5 protein-coding genes, 4 tRNA genes and 4 rRNA genes are annotated in these 15,443 nt (G+C 52.5%); all 13 read left to right on the top strand.

Annotated elements, in window-relative coordinates; all coding sequences use genetic code 11:
- Window positions 1-3 precede the first annotated feature (3 nt).
- The 13 genes from KUF54_RS10825 (at window position 4) to KUF54_RS10765 (ending at window position 15,143) form a co-directional block, all read left to right on the top strand.
- Window positions 4-1,470 (top strand): TrkH family potassium uptake protein, encoded by a 1,467-nt coding sequence (locus KUF54_RS10825; RefSeq protein WP_219342839.1) that lies wholly within the window; start codon window positions 4-6, stop codon window positions 1,468-1,470.
- A gap of 79 nt (window positions 1,471-1,549) precedes the next feature.
- Entirely contained in the window at window positions 1,550-2,845 is a 1,296-nt protein-coding gene (gene gshA / locus KUF54_RS10820; RefSeq protein WP_219342838.1) for a glutamate--cysteine ligase, read from the top strand.
- 79 nt (window positions 2,846-2,924) lie between these two features.
- Complete coding sequence (locus KUF54_RS10815; protein WP_219342837.1) at window positions 2,925-4,793, top strand: potassium transporter Kup; 1,869 nt, start codon at window positions 2,925-2,927, stop codon at window positions 4,791-4,793.
- 138 nt (window positions 4,794-4,931) lie between these two features.
- A complete protein-coding gene (locus tag KUF54_RS10810) occupies window positions 4,932-6,110 on the top strand; it encodes a benzoate/H(+) symporter BenE family transporter (protein ID WP_219342836.1) in 1,179 nt (392 codons plus the stop codon).
- Window positions 6,111-6,182: 72 nt separating this feature from the next.
- Window positions 6,183-7,130, top strand: a complete 948-nt coding sequence (gene gshB / locus KUF54_RS10805; RefSeq protein WP_219342835.1) for a glutathione synthase — start codon at window positions 6,183-6,185, stop codon at window positions 7,128-7,130.
- A 412-nt stretch (window positions 7,131-7,542) separates the two neighbouring features.
- A 16S ribosomal RNA gene (locus KUF54_RS10800) occupies window positions 7,543-9,075 on the top strand.
- 103 nt (window positions 9,076-9,178) lie between these two features.
- Window positions 9,179-9,255, top strand: a tRNA-Ile gene (locus KUF54_RS10795).
- Window positions 9,256-9,295: 40 nt separating this feature from the next.
- A tRNA-Ala gene (locus KUF54_RS10790) sits at window positions 9,296-9,371 on the top strand.
- Window positions 9,372-9,787: 416 nt separating this feature from the next.
- A 23S ribosomal RNA gene (locus KUF54_RS10785) occupies window positions 9,788-12,667 on the top strand.
- A 182-nt stretch (window positions 12,668-12,849) separates the two neighbouring features.
- A 5S ribosomal RNA gene (rrf, locus tag KUF54_RS10780) occupies window positions 12,850-12,962 on the top strand.
- 352 nt (window positions 12,963-13,314) lie between these two features.
- Window positions 13,315-14,847 (top strand): 16S ribosomal RNA (locus KUF54_RS10775).
- The 16S, 23S and 5S rRNA genes sit together here with 4 tRNA genes alongside, the layout of an rRNA operon.
- Window positions 14,848-14,950: 103 nt before the next feature.
- A tRNA-Ile gene (locus tag KUF54_RS10770) sits at window positions 14,951-15,027 on the top strand.
- 40 nt (window positions 15,028-15,067) lie between these two features.
- Window positions 15,068-15,143, top strand: a tRNA-Ala gene (locus KUF54_RS10765).
- Window positions 15,144-15,443 lie beyond the last annotated feature (300 nt).

Below are 15,443 nucleotides of genomic sequence, written 5' to 3'. Positions count from 1 at the left end.
TCCATGAAAGACCTGCTACCTGTCCTGCGCGTGCTGGGCATGTTGATGATCATGTTTGCCGCTTCCATGCTGCTGCCTTTTGGCGTTTCGTGGTTTATGCAAGATGGTATCTGGCGCATCTACCCTTGGGCAATGGGCTTGACCGTGGGCGTGGGCTTGCTGCTATGGGGCGGTCTGCATCGCCACAAACAAGACTTACAGCCGCGCCACGGCGTGATTTTGGTGACCTTGGTTTGGGTGGTCTTGCCGCTGTGCGCTACGCTGCCGCTGATACTCGGCTTGAACCGGGTCGGTATCTCGATTAGCTTTACCCATGCCTATTTTGAAGCGGTGTCTGGTTTGACGACCGCTGGCGCGACGGTTCTCAGCGGGCTAGACCAGCTTCCGGTGTCCATTAATGTATGGCGCACCTTCATGCAGTGGATCGGCGGTATGGGGATTTTGATTTTGGCCGTGGCCATCTTGCCGCTGCTAGGTGTTGGTGGCGCACAACTGTTTCGCGCAGAGGCTGCTGGCCCAGTCAAAGACACCAAACTGACCCCGCGCATTACAGAGACCGCCAAGGGCTTATGGGGTGTGTACGCTCTATTTTCCACAGGTTGCTTTCTGGCGTTTTGGGCTTTTGGCATGCAGCCGCTTGATGCGCTGATGCACATGTTCGCTACGGTGAGCTTGGGCGGTCTGTCATCGCACGACGCCAGCTTTGGCTATTTCAACTCGCCTTTGCTAGAGGCTGCGGCGCTGCTCTTTATGCTGCTGGCCAGCTGTAACTTTGCGCTGTATTTTGTGGCCATGCGCAAAGGGCGGCTAGACAGCTTTATGCGCGACCCGGAAATGCGCGCCACCATCGGTGTGCTGGTTGGTGCCGGTCTGCTGGTGGCTCTGCTACTGTGGGTTAAGGGTGTTTACGGTCCGCTAGATGCGCTGCGCTTTGGCATGTTTCATACCGTCTCTGTGGCAAGCACCACGGGCTTTACCACCACGGACTACCTGGCTTGGCCGGTTTTTATTCCGGTTCTGCTGCTGCTATTGTCTGGCGTGGCCACCAGCGCCGGCTCGACCGGCGGCGGCATCAAGATGGTACGTATGCTGATCTTGGTAAAGCAAGCCAGGCGCGAGATGACGCGCTTGGTACACCCGCGCGCCGTGCAGCCCGTGCGCCTAGGCGATGCAGTGGTGGATAACCCGATGATTTTTTCGGTGCTTGCCTACATGCTTGTGTATGGCGCAACGGTCATTGTGTTGAGCATGGTGTTGTTGCTCACAGACCTTGATCCTTTAACTGCTTTTTCTGCGGTTCTGGCCAGCGTGCATTGCATGGGGCCGGGACTCGGGGCGATTGGCCCAGCATCGAATTACACGGTGTTGACTGATTTCCAGATATGGGTGTGTACTCTTGCTATGTTGTTAGGACGGCTTGAGATACTGAGTTTTATGGCTTTGCTGACGCCGGCTTTCTGGCGTCGCTGAGATATAAAACTAGGGAAAACACCTATCTCATGCTCCAATCTCTACAATCGCACCCCACCACCGTCTCCTGAGGGTATTTATGGTTCCACATCTTGTCACGGCTTTGACCGGCCCCATTAACGAACTTGAGCAGCGCGTTCTCGATTCAATGCCTGCTATCGAGCGTTGGTTCCGTCTGGAGTGGATGGAGCACACGCCTCCGTTTTACTGCTCGGTGGACATTCGTAATGCGGGTTTCAAGCTGGCACCGGTGGACACTAATTTGTTTCCGGGTGGCTGGAATAATCTGACCGATGAAATGCTGCCGCTTGCCGTACAGGCTGCGATGGCTGCTATCGAAAAGATATGTCCTGAAGCGCGCAATCTGCTGATCATTCCTGAGAACCACACGCGCAACACGCACTACCTGTCTAGCGTGCTGCAGCTCAAGCGTATCTTCTCCATGGCGGGTCTCAATGTGCGCATTGGCTCCATCAGCCCAGAAATTAAGAAGACGCTGACCATCACATTACCTTTGGGTGATGAGATTCAGCTCGAGCCGGTGATTCGCGGCAAGCGCCGCCTGGGCCTCAAGGATTTCGATCCTTGTACCATCTTGCTGAACAACGATTTGTCCACAGGTGTGCCCGGCATCATTGAAGAGCTGTACGAGCAGCATCTGCTGCCGCCTTTGCATGCAGGCTGGAATGTGCGCCGCAAGAGCCGTCACTTCCAAAGCTACGAAGAAGTCGGTAAGCGTTTTGGCAAGCTGCTGGGGATTGATCCATGGCTGATCAACCCGCTATTTGGCCAAGTCGAAAACATTGACTTTGCCGAAGGTACGGGCATGGACGCACTGGCCGATCAGGTCGATGTGATCCTCTCCAAAGTGCGTCGCAAGTACAAAGAGTACGGCATCAAGGAAAAACCGTTTGCTGTTGTGAAGGCTGATAACGGCACTTACGGCATGGGCGTGATGACAGTGCGAGATGCCAAAGAGTTGGCCGCGCTGCCGCGCAAGAGCCGCAACAAGATGGGTCTCATCAAAGACGGCCAAACTGTCCATGACGTCATCGTGCAAGAAGGCGTTTTGACCTATGAGCGCATGCACAATGCCGTGGCCGAGCCGGTGGTCTACATGATGGATCGCTATGTGGTGGGTGGCTTCTACCGTATGCACCCCGAGCGCGGCGAGGACGAAAACCTGAATACTCCCGGTGCCGGTTATGTGCCGCTTGCCTTCCAGCAAAGCAATCACCTGCCGCAGGCAGGTATGCGCCCCGGAGCCAGCGCACCCAATCGTTTCTATATGTACGGCGTGGTAGCACGTTTGGCCATGTTGGCGGCGAGCTATGAGCTGGAAGCCACTAACCCTGACGCAGAAATTTACGATTGATTAACAAACGGCATTGGGCGGAGCACAATGCCGGCAATCTTCTAATTTGGTGACCGCCTTACGAGCCGCGTCCTGATCTGTGCAAAATTCAAAATCCTCGCTTGGCGCCCTTACTCTGGGTGCGATCGGTGTCGTCTATGGAGACATAGGCACCAGTGTTTTGTACTCGGTCAAGGAGGTTTTTGGCTCAGGCCATGTGCCTTTTACGCCGGCCAATGTCTACGGCGTGCTCTCGCTGCTGTTTTGGACGCTCACGGTCATCGTCTCCCTTAAGTACGTGGTTTTAGTACTGCGAGCCGACAACAATGGCGAGGGTGGCTTGGTGGCCATGCTGGCTTTGGCTTCACAGACAGTCAAAGACAAGCCGCGCCTGTCCAAAACGCTGTTTTTGGTGGGCATGTTCGGCACCTCGCTGTTTTATGGCGATGGGGTGATCACCCCGGCCATCTCGGTGCTCTCGGCTGTTGAGGGTCTGGAGGTCATCTCGCCGCACTTTAAGCAAGCGGTAATTCCGCTAACCCTGGTGATTTTGTTTCTGCTGTTCTTTGTGCAAAAGCGCGGCACAGCAGGTATTGGCAAGTTTTTTGGCCCCATCACAGTGGCTTGGTTTGCCTGCATCGCCTTGCTGGGCGTGTACCAAATCATGGGGCACCCGGAAATTTTGGCGGGCATCAGCCCCCATTACGCTGTGATGTTCATCTGGAACAGTCCCGGCACCAGCTTCATTATTTTGGGTGCGGTGGTGCTCTGCGTTACAGGCGCGGAAGCGCTGTACGCTGACTTGGGTCACTTTGGTAAAAAGCCGATTCGTCTGGCTTGGTTCACCATCGCTATGCCAGCGCTGACGCTGAACTACTTTGGCCAAGGCGCGCTGCTGCTGGCTAACCCCGATGCCGTAAAAAACCCGTTTTTCATGATGGCGCCTGGCTGGGCGCTGCTGCCGCTGGTCATCATGGCCACCATGGCCACGGTCATTGCCTCGCAGGCACTGATCACCGGTGCTTTCAGTGTGACCCGTCAGGTCATACAACTGGGCTACTTCCCTCGCTTTGAGGTGCGCCATACCAGTGTGAAGGAGGCGGGGCAGATCTATATGCCGCTGGTCAACTGGAGCCTGTTTGTCGCGATTGTGCTGGCGGTGTTGCTGTTTAGAAGCAGTGGCAATCTGGCGGCTGCTTACGGTATCGCGGTGACGTTGGACATGTTGATCACCACCATGCTGACTTTCTTCGTCATTCGCTATCGCTGGAACTACCCGTTGGCCCTGTGCCTGCTGGCGACGGGTTTCTTCTTTGCAGTGGACTTGGCCTTCTTCGCCTCCAATCTGCTCAAGCTGTTTGAGGGCGGCTGGTTCCCTCTGCTGATTGGCGGCACGGTCTTTACGTTGATGATGACTTGGCGCCGTGGCCGCGAGTTGCTGCATAAGAAATTGCAGGCCGATGCATTGAACTTGCGCGAATTCTTGGAGGCTACTTGGCGCCACCCTCCCACCCGCGTGCGGGGTACGGCAGTATTTTTATCCGGTGAGCCGGGTGTCGTGCCCCATGCTTTGCTGCACAACCTCAAGCACAACAAAGTGCTGCATGAGCGCAACCTCTTTGTGACGGTACGCAATCATGAAGTGCCGTGGGTAGGCTTGGAAAAGCGAATTGAGTCTGAGTCTCTAGGTGGTGAATGCTGGGAGGTGATGATTCACTATGGCTTCAAGAACGAGCCCGATGTGCCAGCCGCGCTGGCGCAGTTGCGCGCGCAGGGCTGCATGCTGGACCCCATGTCCACTAGCTACTTCCTATCGCGAGATGTGATCATTCCGCGCATGAACAACTCCATGGCCCATTGGCGCGAGAAGCTATTTGCCCAAATGCACCGCAACGCCAGCCGTGTTTCAGACTTTCTGCACCTGCCCAGCAACTCGGTGGTGGAGCTCGGCTCTAAGATTGAGTTGTAATTTTTTGGCTAAAAAAGCTCCTTAGTCCAATATCGATAATGGCTTGTAGCTATTTATTCAATAGCAAATCGTGTCTGCGCTGTCTTTGCTCGCCAAAGTGCGTATCAACATTGGTAAGCCTGATGCCAGAATGAGCAGATGCGCTTTTTCAAAGATTTGAGTCCTGCCGCCGTGGCCGCAGGCTTTGTGGCGGTTTTGGTGGGCTTTACCAGCTCGGTGGCTCTGGTATTTCAGGCGGCGCAGGCCTTTCAAGCCACGCCTGAGCAAATCACCTCTTGGATCTGGGCTCTGGGGCTGGGCATGGGGCTTTGCTCACTGGTGCCTTCGCTTATCTTGCGCATGCCTGTGATGGTGGCTTGGTCTACGCCGGGGGCGGCGGTGCTGGCTACGGCGGGTTTGGCGGGTGGCTTTTCCATGAGTGAGGCCATTGGTGCCTTCATCGTCAGCGCGGTGCTCATCATTTTGGTGGGGGTGACGGGTTGGTTTGAGCGCATCATGAACCGCATCCCCGTGGAGATTGCCTCGGCTTTGCTGGCTGGCGTGCTGGCCAAGTTCGGTATGCAGGCCTTCTCTGCGGCGCAGAGCAATCTGTCCCTGGTGCTCGTCATGCTGCTGGCCTATTTGCTCTCGCGCCGCATGGCCGCTCGCTACGCCGTCATCATCACCTTGCTGGCGGGCACGCTCTGGGCAGCGTTGAACGGACAAATGCAGTGGTCGGCTGTCCATGCGGGGCTGGCTATTCCGGTCTATACGGCTCCTGTGTTCTCACTGCCCGCACTCATTAGCCTGGCGTTGCCCCTGTTTGTAGTGACTATGGCATCACAAAATTTGCCGGGTGTAGCGGTGATTCGTGCCACAGGCTATCCGATACCTGTATCCAAGATCATCAGTGCCACGGGTGTTGCGACTTTGTTGCTGGCTCCGTTTGGCGGCTATGCCCTGAACCTCAGCGCCATTACCGCTGCTATATGTATGGGCGATGAGGCGCATGAAGATAAAAGCAAGCGCTATACGGCAGCGGCTGTGTGCGGCCTGCTATATATATTGATAGGTATCTTTGGTGCCGTAGTCACAGGGCTGCTCACAGCCTTCCCTAAAGAGCTGGTTGCCTGCATTGCCGGTCTGGCCTTGCTTGGCTCCATCGGCGGCGGCATGGCCACAGCCTTCAAAGATGAAAAGCACCGAGAGGCTGCACTCATCACCTTCCTCGTTACGCTCAGCGGCGTCGTCATTGGCGGCGTGGGCTCAGCCTTCTGGGGTGTGGTTGCTGGTAGTCTGGCCTTATGCGTTCAGAGCTACCGAGCCCGGGCCGCCTGAGCATCAGCCGCCTCTTTGTGGTGTTATGCCTGTCTGGGCATGATGCCCATATCTAGCTATAGAGTTATCACCATGCAAATACTGTTTGTCGCCGATCCGTTGGAATCCTTTGTCATTTACAAAGACTCCACCTTTGCCATGATGCGCGAAGCCCAGCGCCGTGGACATCAGATCGTGGCTTGCGAGCCCAAACACATCTCTTGGCAAAGTGGCGGCAAGGTTAAGGCGCAGGTGCGCTACATCTCCTTGACAGGTAACAAGGATGCTTGGTTTGATGAAACTGCCAACAAAGCAGTGAATCTGGCTGACTTTGACGCCATCGTCATGCGCAAAGACCCGCCTTTTGACTCGGAGTTCTTCTACGCCACGCACATGCTCAGTCAAGCCGAGCGAGAAGGCGCCAAGGTCTTCAACAAGCCAAGTGCCCTGCGTGAGCACCCTGAAAAGCTCGCCATCATGGAGTTTGCGCAGTTCATCTCGCCCACCTTGGTCACTCGCAGCGCTCAGGAGATCAAGGCTTTTCACGCAGAGCACAAAGACATCATCCTTAAGCCACTCGACGGCATGGGTGGGGCAGGCATCTTCCGTGTGGGGGATGATGGCCGCAATCTGGGCAGCATCATTGAAACGCTCAATCAAGGCGGCGCTGCCAGCGTCATGGTGCAAAAGTTCCTGCCCGACATCGTTCATGGCGATAAGCGAGTCCTCATCATTGGCGGCAAGCCGGTTCCCTTTTGCTTGGCGCGTATTCCGCAAGGCAATGAAGTGCGCGGCAACTTGGCGGCTGGCGGTAAAGGCGTTGCCCAGCCTTTGACAGAGCAAGACAAAGCTACAGCCGAATTTATTGGTGAGCGCCTTGTTCAGCGAGGCCTGTTGCTGATTGGGCTGGATGTCATTGGCCACAACGTCACAGAAATCAATGTGACCAGCCCCACCTGCTTCCAAGAAATTTTTGACCAGACGGGTTGCGATGTTGCAGCGCTGTTTGTGGATGCGTTGGAGTTAGCGGCTCAGTCCTGATGAATGCAAGAAGCCAGACAGGCGAAAGCCTGTCTGGCTTCTTTTTCAATTGTCTTGATGTGGTTTGCAAAGTGCTCAAAAATCGGTATACAATGCAAGGCTGCGCTGAACGAGATGATCTAATTTTCTCGAAGCAAATCAAGAAATTGAGATGCTGAAAACAGTGCTACAATCTAAGGCTTCGCTGATCACAGCAAGCAACGAAATTCAAGTGGTTTTAAAGCTGTTTGAGTTCTCAGATCCTTAAAAAAATACAGCCGATAAGTGTGGGCGTTTGATGGCAAGCAGCCAGTTCTTCGGAACAAAACTCTTCGGAGTATCAAGCGCTCACGAAAACAGTAATTATGGAAGAATTTATTCTTCTTAATTCCGTCAAGTGAGTGAGCAGTCGAAAGACTTTAAATTCAAGATCGAACTATAGAGTTTGATCCTGGCTCAGATTGAACGCTGGCGGCATGCTTTACACATGCAAGTCGAACGGTAACAGGTCTTCGGATGCTGACGAGTGGCGAACGGGTGAGTAATACATCGGAACGTGCCTAGTAGTGGGGGATAACTACTCGAAAGAGTAGCTAATACCGCATGAGATCTACGGATGAAAGCAGGGGACCTTCGGGCCTTGTGCTACTAGAGCGGCTGATGGCAGATTAGGTAGTTGGTGGGGTAAAGGCTCACCAAGCCTGCGATCTGTAGCTGGTCTGAGAGGACGACCAGCCACACTGGAACTGAGACACGGTCCAGACTCCTACGGGAGGCAGCAGTGGGGAATTTTGGACAATGGGCGAAAGCCTGATCCAGCAATGCCGCGTGCAGGATGAAGGCCTTCGGGTTGTAAACTGCTTTTGTACGGAACGAAAAGCTCTGGGCTAATACCCCGGAGTCATGACGGTACCGTAAGAATAAGCACCGGCTAACTACGTGCCAGCAGCCGCGGTAATACGTAGGGTGCAAGCGTTAATCGGAATTACTGGGCGTAAAGCGTGCGCAGGCGGTTTTGTAAGACAGTGGTGAAATCCCCGGGCTCAACCTGGGAACTGCCATTGTGACTGCAAAGCTAGAGTACGGTAGAGGGGGATGGAATTCCGCGTGTAGCAGTGAAATGCGTAGATATGCGGAGGAACACCGATGGCGAAGGCAATCCCCTGGACCTGTACTGACGCTCATGCACGAAAGCGTGGGGAGCAAACAGGATTAGATACCCTGGTAGTCCACGCCCTAAACGATGTCAACTGGTTGTTGGGTCTTAACTGACTCAGTAACGAAGCTAACGCGTGAAGTTGACCGCCTGGGGAGTACGGCCGCAAGGTTGAAACTCAAAGGAATTGACGGGGACCCGCACAAGCGGTGGATGATGTGGTTTAATTCGATGCAACGCGAAAAACCTTACCCACCTTTGACATGTACGGAAGTTACCAGAGATGGTTTCGTGCTCGAAAGAGAACCGTAACACAGGTGCTGCATGGCTGTCGTCAGCTCGTGTCGTGAGATGTTGGGTTAAGTCCCGCAACGAGCGCAACCCTTGCCATTAGTTGCTACATTTAGTTGAGCACTCTAATGGGACTGCCGGTGACAAACCGGAGGAAGGTGGGGATGACGTCAAGTCCTCATGGCCCTTATAGGTGGGGCTACACACGTCATACAATGGCTGGTACAAAGAGTTGCCAACCCGCGAGGGGGAGCTAATCTCATAAAGCCAGTCGTAGTCCGGATCGCAGTCTGCAACTCGACTGCGTGAAGTCGGAATCGCTAGTAATCGTGGATCAGAATGTCACGGTGAATACGTTCCCGGGTCTTGTACACACCGCCCGTCACACCATGGGAGCGGGTCTCGCCAGAAGTAGGTAGCCTAACCGCAAGGAGGGCGCTTACCACGGCGGGGTTCGTGACTGGGGTGAAGTCGTAACAAGGTAGCCGTATCGGAAGGTGCGGCTGGATCACCTCCTTTCTGGAAAAATGCTGCTTTAAGTTGAACGTCCACACTTATCGGTTGTTGGAACAAGCCAAAACGGGTTTGTATTGAGAAATCGATGCGAGCAAGAAATTGGAATGGGTCTGTAGCTCAGCTGGTTAGAGCACTGTGTTGATAACGCAGGGGTCGTTGGTTCGAGCCCAACTAGACCCACCAGTACTTCGGTACTGAATCCAACATCTGGATTGACAATCCCGGGGGATTAGCTCAGCTGGGAGAGCACCTGCTTTGCAAGCAGGGGGTCGTCGGTTCGATCCCGTCATCCTCCACCAGGTTAAAAATGATAGCGTCCAGTGATGCTATAATCGTGGGCTCAGCAAGTGCTACAAAGCATGGGTTGAGAAGGCGAAAACAGAAATTCAATATAAAAGCAGTCTGAAGCAGACTGCTTTTATATTGATCTTTGATCAATAGGCTGTTCTTTAAAAATTCATAGAGTCGAAATCAGCGTTGCTGGTGGAAAGCATTAACCAAGGTTAATGCACCGTGCCATCAGCAACTTTTTGATTGCGTCAAAACAAATATTTTGCGAAAGCAAAGATATTTAGTAATGACGAATATTCTCAAAGCTGTGTCGAAAGATACAGCCAAAGATATTCACATTACGGCATAACGCGTGAGGTGTAAGACCTCACCAGTCTTTGAAGTTCTAGAGCTTTGTGTTTCGCAAGAGACGTCAAAGTTATAGGGTCAAGTGACTAAGAGCATATGGTGGATGCCTTGGCGATGATAGGCGACGAAAGACGTGATAGCCTGCGATAAGCTTCGGGGAGCTGGCAAATAAGCTTTGATCCGGAGATTTCTGAATGGGGGAACCCACCTAGCAATAGGTATCGCATACTGAATTCATAGGTATGCGAAGCGAACCTGGAGAACTGAAACATCTAAGTACCCAGAGGAAAAGACATCAACCGAGATTCCGATAGTAGTGGCGAGCGAATTCGGAAGAGCCTTGCAGTGATAGTCGACCGGTTAACAAAATGGCATGGAAAGGCCAACCATAGTGGGTGATAGTCCCGTATGTGAAAACCGATCGGTGGTACTAGGCTGCAGACAAGTAGGGCGGGGCACGAGAAACCCTGTCTGAATATAGGGGGACCATCCTCTAAGGCTAAATACTCATCATCGACCGATAGTGAACCAGTACCGTGAGGGAAAGGCGAAAAGAACCCCGGGAGGGGAGTGAAATAGATCCTGAAACCGTATGCTTACAAAAAGTAGGAGCCTCGTAAGGGGTGACTGCGTACCTTTTGTATAATGGGTCAGCGACTTACATTCAGTGGCAAGCTTAACCGAATAGGGGAGGCGCAGAGAAATCGAGTCCGAATAGGGCGAACAGTCGCTGGGTGTAGACCCGAAACCAAGTGATCTATCCATGGCCAGGATGAAGGTGCCGTAACAGGTACTGGAGGTCCGAACCCACTAATGTTGCAAAATTAGGGGATGAGCTGTGGATAGGGGTGAAAGGCTAAACAAACTTGGAAATAGCTGGTTCTCTCCGAAAACTATTTAGGTAGTGCCTCAAGTATTACCGTCGGGGGTAGAGCACTGTTTAGGCTAGGGGGTCATGGCGACTTACCAAACCTATGCAAACTCCGAATACCGACGAGTACAGCTTGGGAGACAGAGCACCGGGTGCTAACGTCCGGACTCAAGAGGGAAACAACCCAGACCGCCAGCTAAGGTCCCTAAAATTGGCTAAGTGGGAAACGAAGTGGGAAGGCTAAAACAGTCAGGATGTTGGCTTAGAAGCAGCCATCATTTAAAGAAAGCGTAATAGCTCACTGATCGAGTCGTCCTGCGCGGAAGATGTAACGGGGCTAAGCCAGTTACCGAAGCTGCGGATGTGCAATTTATTGCACGTGGTAGGAGAGCGTTCTGTAAGCCTGTGAAGGTGTCTGGAGACGGATGCTGGAGGTATCAGAAGTGCGAATGCTGACATGAGTAGCGTTAAAGGGGGTGAAAAGCCCCCTCGCCGTAAGCGCAAGGTTTCCTACGCAACGTTCATCGGCGTAGGGTGAGTCGGCCCCTAAGGCGAGGCAGAGATGCGTAGCTGATGGGAAACAGGTCAATATTCCTGTACCGATCAATAGTGCGATGTGGGGACGGAGAAGGTTAGCTCAGCCAACTGTTGGATATGTTGGTTCAAGCGTGTAGTCGTGCTCTTTAGGCAAATCCGGAGAGCTAAGATGAGGCGTGATAACGAGTGTGCTTGCACACGAAGTGAGTGATACCCTGCTTCCAGGAAAAGCCACTAAGCTTCAGCTATTGACGACCGTACCGCAAACCGACACTGGTGCGCGAGATGAGTATTCTAAGGCGCTTGAGAGAACTCAGGAGAAGGAACTCGGCAAATTAACACCGTAACTTCGGGAGAAGGTGTGCCCTAAGTCAGTGAAGTTGAACAAACGGAGCTAAAAAGGGCTGCAAAAAATTGGTGGCTGCGACTGTTTAATAAAAACACAGCACTCTGCAAACACGAAAGTGGACGTATAGGGTGTGACGCCTGCCCGGTGCTGGAAGATTAAATGATGGGGTGCAAGCTCTTGATTGAAGTCCCAGTAAACGGCGGCCGTAACTATAACGGTCCTAAGGTAGCGAAATTCCTTGTCGGGTAAGTTCCGACCTGCACGAATGGCGTAACGATGGCCACACTGTCTCCTCCTGAGACTCAGCGAAGTTGAAATGTTTGTGATGATGCAATCTCCCCGCGGAAAGACGGAAAGACCCCATGAACCTTTACTGTAGCTTTGTATTGGACTTTGAACGGATCTGTGTAGGATAGGTGGGAGGCTTTGAAGTGTGGTCGCTAGATCACATGGAGCCAACGTTGAAATACCACCCTGGTGCGTTTGAGGTTCTAACCTTGGTCCATTATCTGGATCGGGGACAGTGCATGGTAGGCAGTTTGACTGGGGCGGTCTCCTCCCAAAGCGTAACGGAGGAGTTCGAAGGTACGCTAGTTACGGTCGGACATCGTGACGATAGTGCAATGGCATAAGCGTGCTTAACTGCGAGACTGACAAGTCGAGCAGATGCGAAAGCAGGACATAGTGATCCGGTGGTTCTGTATGGAAGGGCCATCGCTCAACGGATAAAAGGTACTCTGGGGATAACAGGCTGATACCGCCCAAGAGTTCATATCGACGGCGGTGTTTGGCACCTCGATGTCGGCTCATCTCATCCTGGGGCTGTAGTCGGTCCCAAGGGTATGGCTGTTCGCCATTTAAAGAGGTACGTGAGCTGGGTTTAAAACGTCGTGAGACAGTTTGGTCCCTATCTTCCGTGGGCGCTGCAGATTTGAGGAAGCCTGCTCCTAGTACGAGAGGACCGGAGTGGACACACCTCTGGTGTACCTGTTGTCACGCCAGTGGCATCGCAGGGTAGCTAAGTGTGGAAGAGATAACCGCTGAAAGCATCTAAGCGGGAAACTCGTTTCAAGATGAGATCTGCCGGGGCCTTGAGCCCCCTGAAGGGTCGTTGTAGACCACGACGTTGATAGGCTGGGTGTGGAAGCGCAGTAATGCGTTAAGCTAACCAGTACTAATTGCCCGAGAGGCTTGACCCTATAACTTTGGGTTTAGCTCAGAAAATAAAAGACAGAATGAATTGTGAAAACGATCATTCAAGTTATGCCAAATAGGCGCAATCGAATAAGCTGATTAAGACTCTATGAATTCGTTGGATTGAAAGCAATCGATTAAGAAGTTAATCGAGAAAATAAGCGATCGATCTGACAAAAAGTTTATGCCTGATGACCATAGCAAGTTGGTACCACTCCTTCCCATCCCGAACAGGACCGTGAAACGACTTAGCGCCGATGATAGTGCGGGTTCCCGTGTGAAAGTAGGTCATCGTCAGGCTCTTACGCCAAAACGCCTGGCTCACGCCAGGCGTTTTCTTCTCTCTCTTCGCAAGAGGGGTGAGAAGAAAACGCAAAAACGTTTTAAAAGTACTGTGAAAACAGTGCTACAATCTAAGGCTTCGCTGATCACAGTAAGCAACGAAATTCAAGTGGTTTTAAAGCTGTTTGAGTTCTCAGATCCTTAAAAAAATACAGCCGATAAGTGTGGGCGTTTGATGGCAAGCAGCCAGTTCTTCGGAACAAAACTCTTCGGAGTATCAAGCGCTCACGAAAACAGTAATTATGGAAGAATTTATTCTTCTTAATTCCGTCAAGTGAGTGAGCAGTCGAAAGACTTTAAATTCAAGATCGAACTATAGAGTTTGATCCTGGCTCAGATTGAACGCTGGCGGCATGCTTTACACATGCAAGTCGAACGGTAACAGGTCTTCGGATGCTGACGAGTGGCGAACGGGTGAGTAATACATCGGAACGTGCCTAGTAGTGGGGGATAACTACTCGAAAGAGTAGCTAATACCGCATGAGATCTACGGATGAAAGCAGGGGACCTTCGGGCCTTGTGCTACTAGAGCGGCTGATGGCAGATTAGGTAGTTGGTGGGGTAAAGGCTCACCAAGCCTGCGATCTGTAGCTGGTCTGAGAGGACGACCAGCCACACTGGAACTGAGACACGGTCCAGACTCCTACGGGAGGCAGCAGTGGGGAATTTTGGACAATGGGCGAAAGCCTGATCCAGCAATGCCGCGTGCAGGATGAAGGCCTTCGGGTTGTAAACTGCTTTTGTACGGAACGAAAAGCTCTGGGCTAATACCCCGGAGTCATGACGGTACCGTAAGAATAAGCACCGGCTAACTACGTGCCAGCAGCCGCGGTAATACGTAGGGTGCAAGCGTTAATCGGAATTACTGGGCGTAAAGCGTGCGCAGGCGGTTTTGTAAGACAGTGGTGAAATCCCCGGGCTCAACCTGGGAACTGCCATTGTGACTGCAAAGCTAGAGTACGGTAGAGGGGGATGGAATTCCGCGTGTAGCAGTGAAATGCGTAGATATGCGGAGGAACACCGATGGCGAAGGCAATCCCCTGGACCTGTACTGACGCTCATGCACGAAAGCGTGGGGAGCAAACAGGATTAGATACCCTGGTAGTCCACGCCCTAAACGATGTCAACTGGTTGTTGGGTCTTAACTGACTCAGTAACGAAGCTAACGCGTGAAGTTGACCGCCTGGGGAGTACGGCCGCAAGGTTGAAACTCAAAGGAATTGACGGGGACCCGCACAAGCGGTGGATGATGTGGTTTAATTCGATGCAACGCGAAAAACCTTACCCACCTTTGACATGTACGGAAGTTACCAGAGATGGTTTCGTGCTCGAAAGAGAACCGTAACACAGGTGCTGCATGGCTGTCGTCAGCTCGTGTCGTGAGATGTTGGGTTAAGTCCCGCAACGAGCGCAACCCTTGCCATTAGTTGCTACATTTAGTTGAGCACTCTAATGGGACTGCCGGTGACAAACCGGAGGAAGGTGGGGATGACGTCAAGTCCTCATGGCCCTTATAGGTGGGGCTACACACGTCATACAATGGCTGGTACAAAGAGTTGCCAACCCGCGAGGGGGAGCTAATCTCATAAAGCCAGTCGTAGTCCGGATCGCAGTCTGCAACTCGACTGCGTGAAGTCGGAATCGCTAGTAATCGTGGATCAGAATGTCACGGTGAATACGTTCCCGGGTCTTGTACACACCGCCCGTCACACCATGGGAGCGGGTCTCGCCAGAAGTAGGTAGCCTAACCGCAAGGAGGGCGCTTACCACGGCGGGGTTCGTGACTGGGGTGAAGTCGTAACAAGGTAGCCGTATCGGAAGGTGCGGCTGGATCACCTCCTTTCTGGAAAAATGCTGCTTTAAGTTGAACGTCCACACTTATCGGTTGTTGGAACAAGCCAAAACGGGTTTGTATTGAGAAATCGATGCGAGCAAGAAATTGGAATGGGTCTGTAGCTCAGCTGGTTAGAGCACTGTGTTGATAACGCAGGGGTCGTTGGTTCGAGCCCAACTAGACCCACCAGTACTTCGGTACTGAATCCAACATCTGGATTGACAATCCCGGGGGATTAGCTCAGCTGGGAGAGCACCTGCTTTGCAAGCAGGGGGTCGTCGGTTCGATCCCGTCATCCTCCACCAGGTTAAAAATGATAGCGTCCAGTGATGCTATAATCGTGGGCTCAGCAAGTGCTACAAAGCATGGGTTGAGAAGGCGAAAACAGAAATTCAATATAAAAGCAGTCTGAAGCAGACTGCTTTTATATTGATCTTTGATCAATAGGCTGTTCTTTAAAAATTCATAGAGTCGAAATCAGCGTTGCTGGTGGAAAGCATTAACCAAGGTTAATGCACCGTGCCATCAGCAACTTTTTGATTGCGTCAAAACAAATATTTTGCGAAAGCAAAGATATTTAGTAATGACGAATATTCTCAAAGCTG

It is taken from the genome of Comamonas sp. Y33R10-2, from assembly GCF_019355935.1.
GTDB lineage: Bacteria > Pseudomonadota > Gammaproteobacteria > Burkholderiales > Burkholderiaceae_C > Comamonas.
This window is presented reverse-complemented; position numbering and strand designations above follow the sequence as displayed.

Excerpts from the sequence above, each read along its gene's own strand:
- KUF54_RS10825 (WP_219342839.1), top strand. The coding sequence starts at position 4 with ATGAAAGACCTGCTACCTGTCCTGCGCGTGCTGGGCATGTTGATGATC.
- gshA (WP_219342838.1), top strand. The coding sequence starts at position 1,550 with ATGGTTCCACATCTTGTCACGGCTTTGACCGGCCCCATTAACGAACTT.
- KUF54_RS10810 (WP_219342836.1), top strand. The coding sequence starts at position 4,932 with ATGCGCTTTTTCAAAGATTTGAGTCCTGCCGCCGTGGCCGCAGGCTTT.
- gshB (WP_219342835.1), top strand. The coding sequence starts at position 6,183 with ATGCAAATACTGTTTGTCGCCGATCCGTTGGAATCCTTTGTCATTTAC.